Annotated in this window: 12 protein-coding genes; 11 read left to right on the forward strand and 1 reads right to left on the reverse strand. The window is 39.4% G+C overall.

Annotation, left to right across the window (positions count from 1 at the left end; translation table 11 throughout):
- Window positions 1–17 precede the first annotated feature (17 nt).
- Window positions 18–602: a YceI family protein gene (locus tag Q1K34_RS07870; RefSeq protein WP_300436880.1), complete on the reverse strand. Its 585-nt coding sequence runs from the start codon at window positions 600–602 to the stop codon at window positions 18–20.
- A gap of 169 nt (window positions 603–771) precedes the next feature.
- On the opposite strand from Q1K34_RS07870, the gene Q1K34_RS07875 reads away from it, so the two are divergent.
- The 11 genes from Q1K34_RS07875 (at window position 772) to Q1K34_RS07925 (ending at window position 17,793) form a co-directional block, all read left to right on the forward strand.
- Window positions 772–3,192 carry a heavy metal translocating P-type ATPase metal-binding domain-containing protein gene (locus tag Q1K34_RS07875; protein WP_300436883.1) on the forward strand — a complete coding sequence of 807 codons (2,421 nt, stop codon included), beginning with the start codon at window positions 772–774 and terminating at the stop codon, window positions 3,190–3,192.
- 59 nt (window positions 3,193–3,251) lie between these two features.
- Window positions 3,252–3,443: a cbb3-type cytochrome oxidase assembly protein CcoS gene (gene ccoS, locus Q1K34_RS07880; protein WP_300436885.1), complete on the forward strand. Its 192-nt coding sequence runs from the start codon at window positions 3,252–3,254 to the stop codon at window positions 3,441–3,443.
- Between the two features lie 2 nt (window positions 3,444–3,445).
- Window positions 3,446–5,641 (forward strand): cytochrome-c oxidase, cbb3-type subunit I, encoded by a 2,196-nt coding sequence (gene ccoN, locus Q1K34_RS07885; RefSeq protein ID WP_300436888.1) that lies wholly within the window; start codon window positions 3,446–3,448, stop codon window positions 5,639–5,641.
- 10 nt (window positions 5,642–5,651) lie between these two features.
- Window positions 5,652–5,855 carry a CcoQ/FixQ family Cbb3-type cytochrome c oxidase assembly chaperone gene (locus Q1K34_RS07890; RefSeq protein ID WP_300436890.1) on the forward strand — a complete coding sequence of 68 codons (204 nt, stop codon included), beginning with the start codon at window positions 5,652–5,654 and terminating at the stop codon, window positions 5,853–5,855.
- A complete protein-coding gene (locus Q1K34_RS07895) occupies window positions 5,852–6,820 on the forward strand; it encodes a cbb3-type cytochrome c oxidase N-terminal domain-containing protein (protein WP_300436893.1) in 969 nt (322 codons plus the stop codon). The genes Q1K34_RS07890 and Q1K34_RS07895 overlap by 4 nt, the downstream gene beginning before the upstream one ends.
- Before the next feature lie 53 nt (window positions 6,821–6,873).
- Window positions 6,874–8,250: a cytochrome c oxidase accessory protein CcoG gene (ccoG, locus tag Q1K34_RS07900; protein ID WP_300437093.1), complete on the forward strand. Its 1,377-nt coding sequence runs from the start codon at window positions 6,874–6,876 to the stop codon at window positions 8,248–8,250.
- 5 nt (window positions 8,251–8,255) lie between these two features.
- Window positions 8,256–8,711, forward strand: a complete 456-nt coding sequence (locus tag Q1K34_RS07905; RefSeq protein WP_300436895.1) for a FixH family protein — start codon at window positions 8,256–8,258, stop codon at window positions 8,709–8,711.
- The gene (locus Q1K34_RS07910) at window positions 8,712–9,413 is read left to right on the forward strand and encodes a sulfite exporter TauE/SafE family protein (RefSeq protein ID WP_300436897.1); all 702 of its coding nucleotides are present in this window, start codon (window positions 8,712–8,714) and stop codon (window positions 9,411–9,413) included.
- A gap of 952 nt (window positions 9,414–10,365) precedes the next feature.
- Window positions 10,366–12,507 carry a thioredoxin domain-containing protein gene (locus Q1K34_RS07915; protein WP_300436899.1) on the forward strand — a complete coding sequence of 714 codons (2,142 nt, stop codon included), beginning with the start codon at window positions 10,366–10,368 and terminating at the stop codon, window positions 12,505–12,507.
- Between the two features lie 409 nt (window positions 12,508–12,916).
- Entirely contained in the window at window positions 12,917–16,102 is a 3,186-nt protein-coding gene (locus Q1K34_RS07920; protein WP_300436902.1) for a TonB-dependent receptor, read from the forward strand.
- A 2-nt stretch (window positions 16,103–16,104) separates the two neighbouring features.
- A complete protein-coding gene (locus Q1K34_RS07925) occupies window positions 16,105–17,793 on the forward strand; it encodes a RagB/SusD family nutrient uptake outer membrane protein (RefSeq protein ID WP_300436904.1) in 1,689 nt (562 codons plus the stop codon).
- The last annotated feature ends 170 nt before the right edge of the window (window positions 17,794–17,963 follow it).

A 17,963-nucleotide genomic window follows, 5' to 3' on the forward strand; every position in this document is an offset into this window, starting at 1 on the left:
AAATTTTTAAGGTTGATTTATTGATTAAAATGAGTTTCGAATTTTATTTTAACACTATCACCGGTAGTGATGGTACCAAACATTGCTGAAGGTGGTTCCACGCCGTAATCGGTCATTTTTAAACTGTGCTCACCTTTGAGAATGATCTTGTTTTCTGTGGTTTCAAGATCGAAGTCAAGGCTAATATCTTTTTTGGTGCCCGAAATCTCCAGTGTTCCGGTAGTTTTTACCTTGTAGCTGTCTCCTGAAAAGTTCTGGATGTCATTAATCTTTTTTAGCTTGTAAAGGATCCTTTTATGGTCATCAATATTCAGGGCCTTATAAGTGTTTTTGTTCATGGCGCCCTTTCCGCTTTCAAGGCTTTCAACTTCTACAGAGAATTCAAGGTTTTCGATCTCTTTAAGCTGGCCTTCATCAAATTCTGCAGTTATAGTTCCGGTAAAACTTTCTGCCTCGATGGTCCAGTCGTGTATATTGGAAGTGCCATCTATACTAAGACTGCTAGCTTTATTGTTCAGTGTATAGGTCTGAGCGATCGCGGTGCTTCCAAATCCTATTAGAAGGACAGCGATCATCAATTTTAGGGTGCCATAGGTTTTCATAATAATTGCGTTTTAAAGTCAGTACAAAGTTGGGGAAAGAGCATGGCCTAAATTATGACCATCGTCAGCTAAGTTGTTTTTAGTAATTATTCATGAACCGGACGTTTCCTGATATCTGTCATTTTTTAATAGGGGTTGCTTCCTAATTTTTGTATTCAAATTGAATACAATGCACATTTTGAATTGTTTCCACTGTGGAGAGGAATGCCTGGATGAAGTAATTCGCTTTTCTGAAAAGGATTTCTGCTGCACCGGCTGTAAGACCGTTTTTGAAATTCTGAATACGAACGATCTCTCTTATTATTATGAACTGGAAAGAAACCCCGGTACCTCGCCGAAATTCAGCGAAAACAAATTCGATTTCCTGGATAATCCGGAGATCGCTGAAAAACTGCTGGAATTCGACCATAATAATATCCAGGTAATATCGCTGATGATCCCATCCATTCACTGTAGTTCCTGTATCTGGGTACTGGAAAACCTGAACAAGATCCATAAATTTGTACGCAGTTCCCAGGTAGATTTTCCGAAGAAAAGAGTCCGTATAAGTTTTGCTTCAGATAAGCTAACCTTGAAAGAACTCGTGATCATGCTCGCGCGTATTGGTTACGAACCTTCCATATCGTTGGAAAGTTATGAGCCAAAAAACTCAAATATCGACCGTAGTCTTATTTACAAACTGGGCGTGGCTGGTTTTGCTTTTGGGAATATTATGTTCCTCTCTTTCCCTGAATATTTCGAAATCAATGAGTTCTGGTTGGAAAAGTTTAAACATCTTTTCCGGTGGCTTATGTTCAGTTTTTCACTGCCTGTAGTATTCTACGCCGGAAAGGACTATTTCACCTCTGCCTGGAAAGGTTTACATGCAGGAATGCTGAATATAGATGTTCCCATCGCGCTGGGAATTGCCGTTCTTTTCTTAAGGAGTACTGCGGAAATCGCCTTTGATCTTGGCACAGGATTTTTCGACAGTCTTAGCGGACTCGTCTTCTTTCTTCTCCTCGGAAGGTTTTTTCAGCAGAAGACCTATTCTTTTCTTTCTTTTGAAAGGGACTATAAATCTTATTTTCCTATAGCGGTAACCCGGCTTAATTCAGAAGAAAACCGGCAAAAAGAAGAACAGGTACAGGTTTACAAAATAAAGATAGGGGACAGGATACTCATTAGAAATGAAGAGCTTATTCCCATGGATTGTATCCTTATAAAAGGGAAAGCACGAATAGATTATAGTTTCGTGACGGGCGAGGCTGAACCGGTAAGCAGGAAAAGCGGTGAAAAACTGTTTGCCGGTGGCCGCCAGCAGGGTGGTATTATTGAAGTGGAAGCAGTAAAACCCGTTCAGCAGAGTTATTTGACCGAACTCTGGAATAACGAGGTCTTTAGTAAAGATAAGAACAACGCTTTCCAGAATTTAACCAACCAGATCAGCCAACGTTTTACGATCGCGGTGCTTAGTATTGCAATTGTTGCTACAGTTTTCTGGATGTTTTATGATGCTTCCAGGGCCTGGAATGTATTTACCGCGGTGCTTATTATCGCCTGTCCCTGTGCCATTGCGCTTTCCGCACCATTCACCCTGGGAAATATGCTGCGTATTTTCGGTAAGCATAAATTGTATCTGAAAGAGGCTAGGGTAATCGAACAAATATCCCAGATAGATACCGTGGTATTCGATAAAACGGGCACGATTACCACAAGCAAAAAAGAAACGATTACTTACGAAGGGCTGGAGCTTAATGACGCCGAAAAGCAATTATTGACCGGCAGCCTTCGGGCATCCAATCATCCACTTAGTCGGGCACTTTACCGTATTTTGGATAAGAACGATATCGCACTGCCTGAAAATTTTGAAGAGGTAACCGGGAAAGGACTGCTAACTTCTTCCAGTGATCTTAAACTGAAAATAGGTTCTTCGGAATTTGTAAAGCAACCGAAAGCTGCGCAAACATTGTCTGGAGGAGCTTCAAAAACTTCCGTGCATATAAGCGCGAACGATGAATATAAAGGTTGTTTCAGTTTTCATAACGCGTACCGCAAGGGAATTTCTGAATTGTTCGCCAGCTTATCGGAAGACCGGGAGTTAATTATTCTTTCGGGGGACAATGCAGGGGAAAGGGAAAAACTGGAAAAACTACTCCCTGCAGGAACACTCATGTTTTTCGATCAGAATCCGGGAGATAAATTGCAGTTCATAAAAGATCTTCAACAGCAGAACAGGAAAGTGATGATGATTGGAGACGGGCTAAATGACGCCGGTGCCCTGGCACAAAGTGAAGTGGGAATTGCCATTTCTGAAGATATCAATGTCTTTTCTCCTGCTTGTGACGGAATCCTGGATGCCAGGAAATTCGGTGATATCAATAAGTTTTTCGATTTATCCTCTAAAGCGATCAAAGTGATAAAATGGAGTTTTATGCTTTCGCTTTGCTACAATCTCGTGGGGCTTGGTTTTGCGGTTACCGGTAACCTTATGCCTGTGGTGGCAGCGATCCTGATGCCGCTTAGTTCCATCAGTGTCGTATTCTTTGCCACGTTGGCTACTCAACTACTGGGTAAAAAACTCGAAAGCAATTTAAAACCGGAAAGCTGACCATTGTCATTTTTTAGGATGCTGCCTGGAAATACTTTTACAGTCGAAGAACAGGAAAGATGAATATTATCTATTTGTTGCTAGCAATAAGTCTCGTAGTGGCACTGATATTCTTTGTTGCCTTTATTTTTTCAGTGAGAAAAGGTCAGTACGACGATGTTTATACACCTTCCGTTCGAATGCTTTTTGAGGACGAGATCATTAAAAATCCCAATACAAATCAATCTGTCAAAAAAGAGAAATCTAGTTAATTATGGAATTACAGCAGTTTTATTACGATAATAAGATCGTAAAGAAATTTATCATCGCTACGATGTTCTGGGGCATTATAGGGATGAGTGTCGGGCTACTGCTCGCTTTTTTGTTTATTTTCCCTAATCTTACCGAAGGCATCCCATGGCTAAGTTTTGGTAGGTTGAGGCCTTTGCATACCAATGCGGTAATATTTGCCTTTGTGGGGAACGCCATTTTCGCTGGAGTTTATTATTCCACACAGCGTTTACTTAAAGCCAGGATGTGGAGCGATGCCTTAAGTAACATAAACTTCTGGGGCTGGCAACTCATTATTGTGGGCGCGGCGATCACCCTGCCCATGGGTTTTACCTCTTCTAAAGAATATGCTGAGCTGGAATGGCCTTTCGATATTGCCATTGCGGTAATCTGGGTAGCTTTTGGAGCCAACCTTATCGGGACTATGTTAAAAAGGCGGCAACGACACTTGTATGTAGCAATCTGGTTTTACCTGGCCACTTTCGTAACCGTAGCGGTGCTGCATATTGTAAATAATATTGAAATTCCCGTAAGTGCCTTTAAAAGTTATTCTTTTTATTCAGGAGTTCAGGATGCGCTTGTACAGTGGTGGTACGGGCATAATGCCGTTGCATTCTTCCTTACCACACCATTCCTGGGATTGATGTATTATTTTGTACCAAAGGCCGCAAACCGGCCGGTATATTCCTATAGATTATCCATTATTCACTTCTGGTCGCTGATCTTTATCTATATCTGGGCAGGTCCGCACCATTTGCTATATACTTCTTTGCCAGACTGGGCCCAGAACCTTGGAGTGGCGTTTTCTGTAATGTTGCTTTTCCCATCCTGGGGAGGAATGATCAATGGACTTTTAACATTGAGAGGTGCATGGGATAAAGTACGGGTAGATCCCGTGCTGAAATTTATGGTAGTGGCTATCACGGGATATGGAATGGCAACTTTTGAAGGTCCAATGCTTTCGCTTAAAAATGTGAATGCTATTGCCCATTTTAGTGACTGGATCATCGCTCACGTTCATGTTGGCGCACTTGCCTGGAATGGGTTTTTAACCTTCGGAATGGTCTACTGGCTGGTACCAAGGTTATTTAAAACGAATTTATGGTCTATAAAACTAGCTAATACTCATTTCTGGATGGGTACCCTTGGTATCATTATTTACGCGATGCCAATGTATGTTGCCGGATTTGTTCAGGCATCCATGTGGAAACAGTTCAATCCTGATGGTACTCTTACCTACGGAAATTTCCTTGAAACCGTTACCGAGATTATCCCGATGTACTGGATGCGTGCCATAGGAGGAAGCCTTTATATCCTTGGTGCCTTTGTAATGCTTTACAATATTGTTAAAACCGTTCGCCAGGGAAGCCAGGTGGAAGATGAACTTGCCGAAGCAGCCGCATTGCAACCGGTTACCAAAAAGAGGACTGCCGGGGAAGCCTATCACAGCTGGCTGGAAAGAAGACCGGTAAAACTTACCATTTTCGCCACCATAGCGATCCTTATTGGGGGAATGGTGCAGATCATCCCTTCATTAATGGTAGATGAATATGTGCCGGTAATTTCCAGCGTAAAACCTTATACGCCGCTGGAATTGGAAGGTCGGGATATTTACATAAGGGAAGGCTGTGTTTCCTGTCACTCGCAAATGGTAAGGCCATTTAGAAGTGAAGTGGAGCGTTATGGCGAATATTCAAAGGCCGGGGAGTACCGTTATGATTATCCTTTCCTTTGGGGAAGTAAACGTACCGGGCCCGATCTTCACAGGATTGGCCAGAAATATTCAGATAACTGGCACCTGAACCATATGTACGATCCGCAAAGTACTTCTTCCGGTTCCATTATGCCGTCCTATCCCTGGATCATTGAGGATGAGTTGGATAAATCACAGACCGAAGATAAGATGCGCGCCATGCAAATCCTGGGAGTGCCATATACCGAAGAAGAGATCGCGAATGCCCAACAGTGGATGGAAGAACAGGGAACGAGGATAGAACAGAACCTGTATTCAGATCCCGATTTCGCCGCCACATACGAGGCCGATAAGAAATATGCGACAGAGAGCGGGGAAGCATTCACTGAAATGCGTGACCGTGAGATCGTTGCTCTTATCGCTTACCTGCAACGTTTGGGCACTGATATCAAAGCCGAAGATTTAAAGCAAGTATCAACCGAATAAATTTTAAACGATGTTGAAATTCGTAAAAGGACCCCTGGAAAGTATAGAAGGTGTGGAAATATATCCGATCATTTCCCTGCTTATCTTTTTCATCTTTTTCACTGCGCTTTTCTGGTGGGTGTTTACCGCAAAAAAAGATTATATCAATAATGTAAGCAGCATTCCGCTGGAACAGGAAGACGAAATCAATAATTCCAAAGAAGACCTGTCATGAAAAAGATATATTCAATTTTAAGGGTTTCGGGATTGATGTTGCTGGCGGTTATCATCGCTGAAAATACTCTGGAAACCGGGGGTAAAAGCAGTTTCGGAGTATACCCAATTCTATGGCTAATCCTTGGTGTAGCTTTCATATTTGCAATCGCTGCCGAAATTTCGGTAGCTGCACTGGAAAGCACTCTCTACAAAGCGCTTAAGCCGGAAATGAAAATTAAATATGACCAGGCTGCTATCGCAAAACAAGAAAAATGGAAAAACTGGTTCAAGAAATTTTACGATAAACTTCTAGATAAAAAGCCACTGGAGAAAGAAGAGGAGATCGTATTGGATCATAATTACGATGGCATAAAGGAGCTGGATAATAATCTACCGCCATGGTGGCTGTATGGTTTTTACGCCAGTATTGTCTTCGCAGGAATTTACATGGCCAGATACCACATATTTGACGGATCAAGTCAGCGGGAGGAATATCTGACTGAGATAACGGAAGCACGTGAGGCCGTTGAAGAATATAAAAAGAATGCCAACGGCCTTATAGATGCCAATACGGTAGAGTTGCTGACCGGGGAGGAAGATATTAATAGGGGAAAGGCCACCTTTGAAGCTAATTGTGTTGCCTGCCATAAGATAGATGCAGGCGGAGGTATTGGCCCTAATCTCGTAGATTCTTATTGGATTTTGGGGGGTGGGATCAAGAATGTTTTCAATACAATTTCTGAAGGTGGGCGTACGGGAAAGGGTATGATTGCCTGGAAAACCGATCTCAAACCAGAGGAAATTGCTCAGGTGGCCAGTTATGTGCTAAGCCTGCACGGCAGCACTCCTGCCGATCCCAAAGAACCTGAAGGTGAGTTTTGGATTGATCCTGATGCAAGGATAGAGGAAGTAGATGTAAACAGTCCCGATTCTCTTTCCATCGAAATGGAAATGGGATATGAAGAAGATATGCTGGAGGAATAAAATTGCGGAAATTGGAAAAGAAAGAAGAGAAATTTAGAGATAGCATTGCTACGATGGACGAGGAAGGGAAACGTTCCTGGGTATTCCCTAAGAAACCTTCTGGGAAATATTATGAATATCGTAAATATGTGAGTTATGTTTTACTGGCCTTTCTTTTTGTTTCTCCCTTTATAAAAATCAACGGCAACCAGTTCCTGATGTTCAATGTACTGGAGCGCCGCTTCAATATCTTCGGAGCCGTCTTCTGGCCGCAGGATTTTTATCTGTTTGTGATAGCTATGTTAATAGGTGTGGTGTTCATCTTATTGTTCACCGTAGCTTTCGGAAGGATCTTCTGTGGTTGGATATGTCCCCAGACGATTTTTATGGAAATGGTCTTTAGAAGGATTGAATACTGGATTGAAGGTGACCGCGGAAAGCAGATACGGCTTGAAAAACAACCCTGGAATTCAGAGAAGATCAGGAAAAAGGTCCTAAAATGGTCAATTTTCTTCTTCATTTCTTTGCTCATCGCCAATGTCTTCCTGGCCTATCTTATAGGAAGTGACCGCCTGCTGCTTTATATCTATGAAGGTCCGGCGGTACATTTTAGCACATTGATCTCTTTACTCATCTTTACCGGTGTGTTCTATTTTGTTTTCGCCTGGTTCCGCGAGCAGGTTTGCGTGATCGCCTGTCCTTATGGTCGTTTGCAGGGAGTGTTGCTGGACAACAAATCTATCGTGGTGGCTTACGATCATAAACGCGGTGAAAAGGAAAAGGGAAGGGCGAAATTTAAAAAAAATGAAGACCGTTCAGCAACCGGAAAGGGTGATTGTATTGATTGTTTTCAATGTGTGCAGGTTTGTCCTACCGGAATAGACATCCGCAACGGTACCCAGCTGGAATGTATCAATTGTACTGCATGTATCGATGCCTGCAACCAGATGATGGAGGCGGTGGATCTTCCACAAGGCCTTATCAGGTACGCCAGTGAAGAGAATATTGAAAAGAAGGCGAAATTCAAATTTACTCCACGTCTCAAAGGATATACGGCAGTGTTATTCATATTAGTTTCTATTTTAACAGGTATGTTGTTTCTTAGAAGTGATGTGGAAGCCAATATTCTAAGGCTTCCCGGTCAGTTATACGAACACAAGGAAGAGAATATCATCAGCAATGTTTATACCTATAAACTTATCAATAAAACCAACAATGCGTATGGGAATATCCGTTTTGAACTGGCATCCCATAAAGGAACTATTGAAACGGTAAAACAGCAAAATATTGAGGTCTCCGGCAACGCACTGGCGGAAGGAACCTTATTCATCGAAATTAACAGGTCGGCCCTGGAAGATGATAAAGATGTGGTAGAGATCGAAGTTTATAATAACGATCAACTTATTGAAACCACTTCTACCATTTTTATGGGACCGAGAAATTATAAATAAGAATTATGAAAATCAAGATACATTGGGGGACAGGACTGGCGATTGGAATGGTTATTTTTATATCATTCATCATGTATTTCGTTATAACCATGCTGAGCAGTACAGATTATGACCATGATCTGGTGGTAGAAGATTATTACAAAGCCGAGCTGCATTATCAGGAAGATATAGATGCACAGCGGAACCTTCTTGCTTTAAGTAGGGGGGTGGATGTCTATAAAAAGGATGGCAGATTGATGCTAAACCTGCCTGAAGAAATGGAATTATCAAAAATGAAAGGTTCTGTAACGCTGTACAGGCCCTCTAACAAAAAACTGGATTTCGATATTCCTTTGCAGGATCTTGTGGAAAAGACTATAGAAATTTCATCTAAAAAGCTTATTCCGGGTCGCTGGAACGTGATCGTAAGCTGGGTTTATGAAGGTGAGGAGTACCTTTTCAAAAAAGAAATTCTTTACTAAATGCTACTTTCAGCACTCATATTTGGATTATTGGGGAGTTTCCATTGCATGGGGATGTGCGGCCCTATTGCCTTTATGCTCCCCGTCGACCGGAAGAATATGCTGAAACGTTTTATTCAGATATTGCTTTATCATCTTGGTCGTATTGCGTCTTATGCAGTCATTGGCCTGGCTTTTGGTGTTGTGGGAAAAAGTCTTTCGCTGTTCGGGCTTCAGCAACAGCTTTCCATTATCATGGGAGTTTTAATGCTGACTATCATATTGATCCCGAAATTTAGCCAATCTAAGAACAGGCTTTCGCAAAAAAGTTTTCGGTTGATTTCCACATTAAAGAATTCGCTTGGGAAAGAATTGAAAAAGAAACGTCCCGACACTTTTTTCACAGTAGGTTTGCTAAATGGATTTCTTCCCTGTGGACTCGTGTATATGGCGGTTTTTGGTGCAGTTGCCATGGGGAATGCATTCCAGGGAAGTATTTATATGATTCTGTTTGGTGTCGGCACCATGCCATTGATGACCACCGCAATCTGGATTGGGAATTTCATATCAGTAAAATTTCGACAAAGAATACGTAAAGCAATACCTGTCTTTGTAGGGATCATAGCCATTCTTTTTATTGTAAGAGGACTAGGTTTAGAAATTCCTTATTTATCTCCTTCTCATCCTACAGAAAAAGTAAGTACGAATTACAACTGTCATTGAAATTCTTCAATGGAGATTTTAGATAATAGGCAAAGCTAAATAGGTGCCATCTGGAGTATAAGTAGGTTAATCTAAAAAAGACAGCAGCGTTTTAATATCTTTCTACGAGATGATTTCCCACTTTCGTTTTATAACTGTGATTAAACATGACAAAAACTAAGGCTCATAATATGCTCTCGTGCTAGTGAATATATAAGTCCTATTCACAGGATTGTTCAAAATATATCAGTTGCATTTTAAGAAATATCCAATCTCAGAAAATATCGGTGCCTTAATTTTTAGGTCATTTTTTAAATCCTTATTAACATTTATAATAATAAAGAAGAATAGTTTCTCTTTTTTACGGAATTAAAAGAAGATAATTTCTGTATTTTTAAATATCGAAAATTGAATAGAATTATATAAGATTTTTGTGGTTCACAAATCGTCAACACAAAGAATAGAATTTTGCAGAAGCCCTATAAATACAGGGTATACGAGAAAGGGTTTGAATCCTGGCGAGGTCACAAAATAAATTTTATAATAAGAAAAAACGCTAAGCTTGCTTGAGCGTTTTTTTATTTGAGGCATCTTCAAAGCATATCTTAGAAGGATAATCGATCCTGCGAGATCACAACGAATCAAATTTTACTAAAAAGTCAAAAAAAACCTAGCTAACTGCGGGTTTTTCTATTATAGGATGGTTAAATCCCAAAGTTTGGCTGGTTTTTAAATTTTTAGAGATTCGAAATGTATTTTACTTAAATGCTCCGCGGACTGCCCCGGAGAATTTTACTTGTCCTGAATAATTGTTCGGTGAGGAAAAATAAATGAAAGAGTAAGTTCCTAATGCCCGACCTACTTATGGGTCATTAAAATTCTCTTTATTCCAGGTCTAGTTCTGTTATTAACAGGATTTAAATTTGTAAATTTTAGTTGAAAAGCTATATTTAGGCAGCAATAAACTTCTTGTATGAAGATTTCTAATATATTTTTATTTCTGATAGTTTTCTTCATTTTCACGGCGTGTACTTCAGAAAAGAAGAATATTTCTAAAGCAAATGAACCTAAAAACAGGTTGGCTCAATCCAGCAGTCCCTATCTAATTGAACATGCCGATAATCCGGTAGACTGGTACGAATGGGGACCCGAAGCCCTTCAAAAAGCAAAGGAAGAAGATAAACCTATTATCATTAGTGTTGGGTATTCATCATGTCACTGGTGCCATGTGATGGAGAAGGAAAGCTTTATGGATTCCACCGTTGCGTCAATTATGAACAAATATTTCGTGTCTATAAAAATAGATCGCGAAGAACGTCCAGATATCGATAAAATTTATATGGATGCCGCTGTTCTTATCAATGGCAGTGGAGGGTGGCCTTTGAATGCAATAGCTTTGCCCGATGGAAGACCTTTTTTCGCCGGGACATACTTTCCAAAAGAACAATGGAAGAATATTCTTAGCCGAGTTGCCGAAGCCTATAAAAATAATAAAGCTGATCTTGTTAATACAGCCAAAGCCCTTACCGAGGGAATTAGGAATTCGAATAGTCTAGATAGTCTTACCAATACTAAAACTGGATTTTCTGAGGCCGATTACTTTTCAATCCTCAATAACTGGCAAAATGAATGGGATATTTATTTTGGTGGATATTCTGGCACACAAAAATTTCCGCTCCCGATGTCGTGGGAGGCAGTATTACAATATTATTATTTATCCGGGGATAAGAATGCATTGAATATGGTGAATACAACTTTACAAAAAATGGCACGCGGCGGAATCTACGATCAGTTAGGCGGCGGTTTTGCCAGATATTCTATAGATTCAAAATGGCTGATACCGCATTTTGAAAAAATGCTTTATGATAACGCTCAGCTCGTTAGTCTCTATTCCAAAGCTTATAAGGTGACACATAATGAAGAATATAAGCAGTTGGTTAAAGAAACTATTGCGTTTACGGAAAGAGAACTATCTAATGGCGATGCTATTTTTTATTCTTCCATAAATGCTGATAGTGATGGTGAAGAAGGTAAATATTATGTATGGACTACAGAAGAAATAGATAATGTGCTAACAAAAAGTGAAGCAGTGATCATTAAAGATTATTTTAATGTAGAGCGTTATGGAAACTGGGAAGAGGGTAAAAATATTCTTCACCGCAGTACTTCTCCTGAGGAATTCGTAAAGGAAAAAACATTTTTACTATCCGATTTTAATGAAACTCTAAATTCTGCGAAAAAGAAGTTGTTGGAGTTCAGGAGAAGTAGAGAAAAACCGTCTGTGGATAAAAAAGTGCTCACTTCTTGGAACGCGCTCATGGCACAGGCATATCTCGACGCTTATACTGCCTTTGGTGAGAAAGAATATCTGGAAGAGGCCTTAAAAATTGGTAATTTTCTTAATCGAGAGATGGTACAGGAAGATGGCAAACTTTGGAGAAACTATAAAAATGGAAAAAAGAAAATCCCTGGATTTCTTGATGATTATGCCTTTTTGATCCAGGCATATATCAATTTTTATGAAATAACCTTTGATATTAAATGGTTGCAGAGGGCGGATAAACTTTTAAACTATACAATAGAGCATTTCAGGAGCGAGCAGGAGGTCATGTTTTTTTATACCGATGCTGGGCAGGAAAATCTTATTGTTAGGAAGATTGAAATTCAGGATAATGTAATGCCTTCTTCGAATTCTGTAATGGCCAAGAACTTATTTGTTCTAGGCCATCTTCTGGAAAAGAAACAATACCTTGATCTAAGTGATCAAATGCTTACCCAGCTTTTAGATTTAGTGATTAGCAACCCATCAAGCTTTGCTAACTGGACAAGGCTTTACGGAATTAAAGCTTTTGGATCTTATGAAATAGCCATCGTGGGAAAAGAGGCAGTAAGTAAAAATTTTAAGATGAACCAGGAATATTTGCCTACTTCCTTATTTATGGGTGGAAGGGAGGAGAATCTGCCACTGCTAAAAGCAAAACTTACTCAGGGCAAAACCTTGATCTATGTATGCCAGAACAAAACCTGTAAATATCCGGTGGAACAAGTTGATGAAGCTCTTGAATTAATTCAGAGTCACCTGCAGGAATCAGAATCTAATAGCTGGTGGGATTAGCATTATATTTTAAATCTCTCTACCAAAGATAATTATTAGTATCTGATCTTAATTAAAAATTTAATTAAGATCGGATACTTTTTGCGAAAGCTAATTCTTAAAAAGTATTAGCATAGGCCGGTTGCTTTTTGCCGATTTAGAAACAGAGGCCTGGTCCACTCAATATTGCTTATAAATATTAATTGTTACCTGGATTAGATCAGAGAGTTTTTTTAAAGATATTTTCTCTTAAAGCAGGAGGATTAAATTTTAAAACGAGAAAGCAAACTTTTAATAAAAAATGATTTAACTTTATTGACTTAGGAAATAAAATTTATTATTTATTTTGATTCTTAGTTGCTCATTTAAGTTTTTTTTATACTTTTAATAATAACCTGTTAACTAATTAACTATAATTTAAATTATGAGCATGAAAATTACTACTCGTCCTTCATGGCTATCAGAAGGAAAAAGAAAGGGTATTTTCTTAAGTATTTGTATTGCCACAATGATTTTAAACATTGGGAATACCGATATTTATGCAATGAGTACGCTTGAAATCACAGATCAGGAGACAGTTTCTGGTATGGTGACCGATCAAAATGGAGTTCCATTACCTGGGGTAAATGTTTTTGTTAAAGGCACAACTGTGGGAACTCAGACAGACTTCGATGGGAATTACTCTATTACTGTGCCAGAGGGTGAGACTCTTGTGTTTAGTTATGTTGGCTTCACTTCACAGGAAATAATCGTGAGTGACCAGGATACGATAGATGTTTCCCTGGAGGAAGATGCCAGTCAACTGGATGAAATAGTTGTTTTGGGATATACCCAGCAAACCAGAGCCGATGTAACTGGTTCTGTATCTTCTGTTGATGTTTCTGAGGCAACTAAAACTCCAATCGTAAATGCTGCAGAAGCTTTGCAGGGAAGGGTTACCGGAGTTACTGTTCAAAACGATGGTTCACCGGGTTCGTCTCCTATAGTTAGGATTCGTGGCTTTGGAACTAGTAATAATAACAATCCGTTATATATTATAGACGGTGTTCAGACGGATGATCCCTCAATATTAAATAGTCTGAACTCTAATGATATAGCTCAGATGAACGTTTTAAAAGATGGAGCGGCAGCAATTTATGGTGCAAGGGCTTCTAATGGAGTCGTTATTATTACTACCAAAGACGGTTCATTTGGTATGGTGGGACCTTCTATTTCGATAGATTCTTATGTTGGTTTTTCAAGAGCGGCTAACTTGCCAGATCTTTTGAATCCACAGCAACATGGTGAAATGATATTTCAGAGTTGGCGTAATGATGGAGCTGTGCTTGATCATGCCCAATATGGTGAAGGTTCTACTCCTGTGGTTCCTGATATGATCAAGGAGATCTCGGTAGATGTTACGGTGCCTGAAGGAGGGACGGACTGGTTGGATGAAATATTTCGAAATGCCCCTACCTACAGCGCCTCTCTAAGCATGCAAAACGGTAACGAATTTGGAAAATATCTTATGTCCATTAACTACTTAAAAAGAGAAGGGATTCAACTTGAAACAGGTTTTGAAAGGGCTACGACGCGTTTAAATTCGGAATTTAAAATTTTTGATAAATTAAGGGTTGGTGAGCACCTGAATGTATCCTTCAGCAATACCCGTAACGGTAATGAAGTTAATAACGCATTGCGATTCTCCCCGTTATTGCCGGTAAGGGATGATAATGGTAATTTTACCGGAACTTATGGTCCGGATACGGGACTTAGTAATCCAACAAACCCTGTAGCCAATCTTTTAAGGGCTTCCGATAACTTTAATAAATCACTTCGGTTGTTCGGGGATGTTTATGCTACTCTTGAACTGTTTGAACATTTCAACGTAAAGACTTCAGTTGCTGCTGATATTCAAGCTTATGATGGTAGGTTTTTCCTTCCTTTAAATCCAGAGCATTCAGAGCCTCGTTCAACAAACACATTAACCGAGCAGAATTCCAATAATTACCAGTGGCAGTGGACGAATACTGTGAACTATAATAATAACTTTGGGGAGCATAGTGTGAATGCTATTGCTGGTATTGAAGCTTTATCTCAAAGAGGAAAAGGGAATGGGATTTCCCGGAATGGTTATTTATTCGAAACCCCGGATTTTTATCTTCTAAGTAATGGTTCAGGTACACCAATTGTGAATTACGCATTTGATCAAACTTCAACCCTGTATTCTTTTTTTGGAAATGTAAATTATAATTATGCTGGAAAATATTATTTATCAGCAACTTTAAGAAGGGATAAATCCTCCAGGTTCAGAGGCGATAATCAAAGTGATATATTTCCTTCCTTTAGCGCAGGATGGGTGATAAGTGAGGAAGATTTTTATCCTACCGATGCTTTTGTGAACAGATTAAAGCTAAAAGCGTCCTGGGGAGAATTGGGAAATCAGACCTTGCCAGCTTCCAATCCTACTATTAATATTTCCAATTTAAATGAGCAATTTGCAGATTATGCTTTTAATGGAAGTAGTGTGACTACAGGAGCAATACTTAGCCAGGTTGGAAATCCAAATCTTAAGTGGGAGACCAGTGTCACCAAAAATATAGGTTTGAACATTGGAATGCTGGATGACAGGTTGGATGCCACTATAGAGGTTTATGAAATTACCACTGAAGATCTTATCACCAGGGATAATAGCCTAATCAGTACAACAGCGATAGATGCACAGGCTCCGCTGGTGAACCTTGGTTCTATTAGAAATACGGGAGTGGATTTTAATATTGGTTATCAAAGCGAGTCTTCTTCAGATTTTACCTATGGTTTTAACCTGAATATTTCGCATTATAAGAATGAGGTGATTGATCTGATTAGCGAATTCCAGACTGGTAATACCGGTTTTAGGGGAGGACCTGTTACCAGAACCTCTGAAGGTAAACCGCTTTCATATTTTTATGGAAGAGAAGTAATAGGAATATTTGCCTCTGAAGCAGAGGTTGAAGCAGCAGCAGATCAGGGATTTGAAACTTCTGCTGATGGAGTGGGACGCTTCCAGTATGCTGATATCAATAATGATGGAGTGATAAACGATGATGACAGGACGGATATAGGATCCCCTCATCCCGATTTTACATATGGTTTAAACCTCAATGCTGAATATAAAGGATTTGATTTTTCGGCATTTTTCGCCGGCTCGCAAGGGAATGAAATATACAATTATCAAAAAGTATTTACAGATTTCCCCCTATTTTTTAATGCCAACAGAAGTGCCAGGGTTTTAAATTCCTTTACACCGGATAATCCGGACGCCGCATTACCTGCACTAAGTGCAACTATAAGAAATAATGAAACGAACCCAAATTCTTATTTTGTGGAAGATGGTTCTTTTCTAAGATTAAAAAATTTACAAATCGGCTATAATTTTGCTGAAACTATAGTAGAAAAATTAAGAGTACAGAATTTGCGTATTTATGTTCAGGGAACTAATTTGTTCACTATTACTGGATATGACGGACTCGATCCTGAGGTAGGTTCCTTTGATAGTCTTACGTTGGGTGTTGATGGAAATGTTGGAGGTGGAGGTTTATTAACAGTATATCCACTTTCACAGATATATACATTTGGTGTTAATATTAAACTTTAGTAATGATGAAAAAGAAATTAATTTATTATATCCTTCCATTATTGGCTTTGATAGCTTGTAATGAAGAATTTACGGAGACTCCCGCTGTAGGTGCCCTTAGTGATGAAGCGTTACAGAATCCTCAGGGAGTAGATCTCTTACTTACAGGAGCTTATTCGGCTTTGACAGGCGCAGTTAACAATAATGGAGGGAATGGTTTTGCTGTGAGTCCTGATAACTGGTGGTTTGATGTAATGTCAGACGATGCTCACAAAGGAAGTACCGATGGTGATCAGCTGGATTTATTTTTGTTGGAGACCTATCAGTTTACTCCTGCCAACCCTTATATTCTTGGGAAATGGGAAGCGCTATATGGAGGTGAAAACAGGGCAAATGCTGTTATTAATGTAATTAATGGAATAGAAGGAGAGGATGTTACGGGAAAACTGGCAGAGGCTAGATTTTTGAGAGGTTATTATAATTTTGAACTACAAAAAATCTTTGGTAACCCTGCTTTTATCTCAGCTGAAAATTATGCCAATAGTAATTTCAACCAGCCAAACCCTGGACCAATATGGGAAGAAATTGAAGCTGATCAGCAATTTGCCATAGAAAATTTACCCGAGACACAAGCAGAACCAGGTAGACCAACTTCATGGACAGCTAAAGCCTTTTTAGCCAAAACCTACTTATTTCAGGAAAAGTGGCAGGAAGCTTTTAATCTTCTACAGGATATAATCCAAAATGGACCATATAGTCTAAACCAAGAATTCTTTGCCAATTTTAGAGCTGAAGGCGAAAATAGCCCAGAATCGGTATTTTCTATTCAATTTACGGCCGATGATGGTAATTCTTATAACGGGAATGTGGGAAGTACATTAAACTTTCCCAACGCTTTAGGTTTTTGTTGTGGTTTTTATTCCCCTACTCAGGATCTTGTAAATGCATACCAAACAGGAGAGGATGGTTTGCCACTTTTGGACACATTCGGTGAAAATGATGTAGCGAATGATTATGGAATAGAAAGTGACCAGCCTTTTACTCCTGAATCGGGACCATTGGACCCACGCTTAGATTATACTGTAGGAAGAAGAGGAATAGATTATAATGGTTATGGGATAAATCCAGGAAAGGAATGGGTTCGTAATAGTTTTGCAGATATATCAGGTCCTTATCTTCCTAAAAAGAATGTGTACTATGCAGGAGAAGATGTGAATATGGGCACAGGTCCCTGGGGGCAGCAATATTCCGGAATTAATTACAATGTTATGCGATTTTCAGGTGTTTTATTGATGGCGGCAGAAGCTGCCGTGGAATTGGGCGATCTAGATACCGCATTAGATTATGTTAATCAGGTAAGGGAAAGAGCAAAGAATATGACCTATGTGCAGGCCGAGGACGGTTCCCCTGCAGCTAATTACAATATAGATCTATATGATTCTTTTTCAGACCAGGAATTTGCGAGAAAGGCAGTTCGTTTCGAAAGGAGATTAGAACTTGCCATGGAAGGTCACAGATATTTTGATCTTGCCAGGTGGGGACCTAACTATATGAAAAATGTTATTGAGGAATATATCGATAATGAAACCTCCACTATTCCTAATTTCGGGCCAAAAACATCAACTTTCCAGGAACATATGGTAATAATGCCTATCCCAACCACAGCAATAGATCTTTCTGGGGGAGTGCTAACTCAAAATCAAGGATATTAATTTAATCATATTTATTTAGAAATAATCAGGACTGTTTAAAAATAGTTTTAGTTGTTTAACTGAGCTTTTCGTTTTTCTATAAAAAGGAAAATAAACGATAGGCTCAGTTTATTTAATAATAAAATTGAAACAGTCATGTCTTATTAAAATTCAAAGAGGAGGATGTTGAA

The sequence above is a fragment of the Christiangramia sp. genome (assembly GCF_029937855.1).
In the GTDB taxonomy this organism is placed as follows: Bacteria; Bacteroidota; Bacteroidia; order Flavobacteriales; family Flavobacteriaceae; genus Christiangramia.

Bases quoted from the DNA above. Each gene is read 5' to 3' on its own strand.
- Q1K34_RS07870 (WP_300436880.1), bottom strand. From the start codon at position 602: ATGAAAACCTATGGCACCCTAAAATTGATGATCGCTGTCCTTCTAATA.
- Q1K34_RS07875 (WP_300436883.1), top strand. From the start codon at position 772: ATGCACATTTTGAATTGTTTCCACTGTGGAGAGGAATGCCTGGATGAA.
- ccoS (WP_300436885.1), top strand. From the start codon at position 3,252: ATGAATATTATCTATTTGTTGCTAGCAATAAGTCTCGTAGTGGCACTG.
- ccoN (WP_300436888.1), top strand. From the start codon at position 3,446: ATGGAATTACAGCAGTTTTATTACGATAATAAGATCGTAAAGAAATTT.
- Q1K34_RS07890 (WP_300436890.1), top strand. From the start codon at position 5,652: ATGTTGAAATTCGTAAAAGGACCCCTGGAAAGTATAGAAGGTGTGGAA.
- Q1K34_RS07895 (WP_300436893.1), top strand. From the start codon at position 5,852: ATGAAAAAGATATATTCAATTTTAAGGGTTTCGGGATTGATGTTGCTG.
- ccoG (WP_300437093.1), top strand. From the start codon at position 6,874: ATGGACGAGGAAGGGAAACGTTCCTGGGTATTCCCTAAGAAACCTTCT.
- Q1K34_RS07905 (WP_300436895.1), top strand. From the start codon at position 8,256: ATGAAAATCAAGATACATTGGGGGACAGGACTGGCGATTGGAATGGTT.
- Q1K34_RS07910 (WP_300436897.1), top strand. From the start codon at position 8,712: ATGCTACTTTCAGCACTCATATTTGGATTATTGGGGAGTTTCCATTGC.
- Q1K34_RS07915 (WP_300436899.1), top strand. From the start codon at position 10,366: ATGAAGATTTCTAATATATTTTTATTTCTGATAGTTTTCTTCATTTTC.
- Q1K34_RS07920 (WP_300436902.1), top strand. From the start codon at position 12,917: ATGAAAATTACTACTCGTCCTTCATGGCTATCAGAAGGAAAAAGAAAG.
- Q1K34_RS07925 (WP_300436904.1), top strand. From the start codon at position 16,105: ATGATGAAAAAGAAATTAATTTATTATATCCTTCCATTATTGGCTTTG.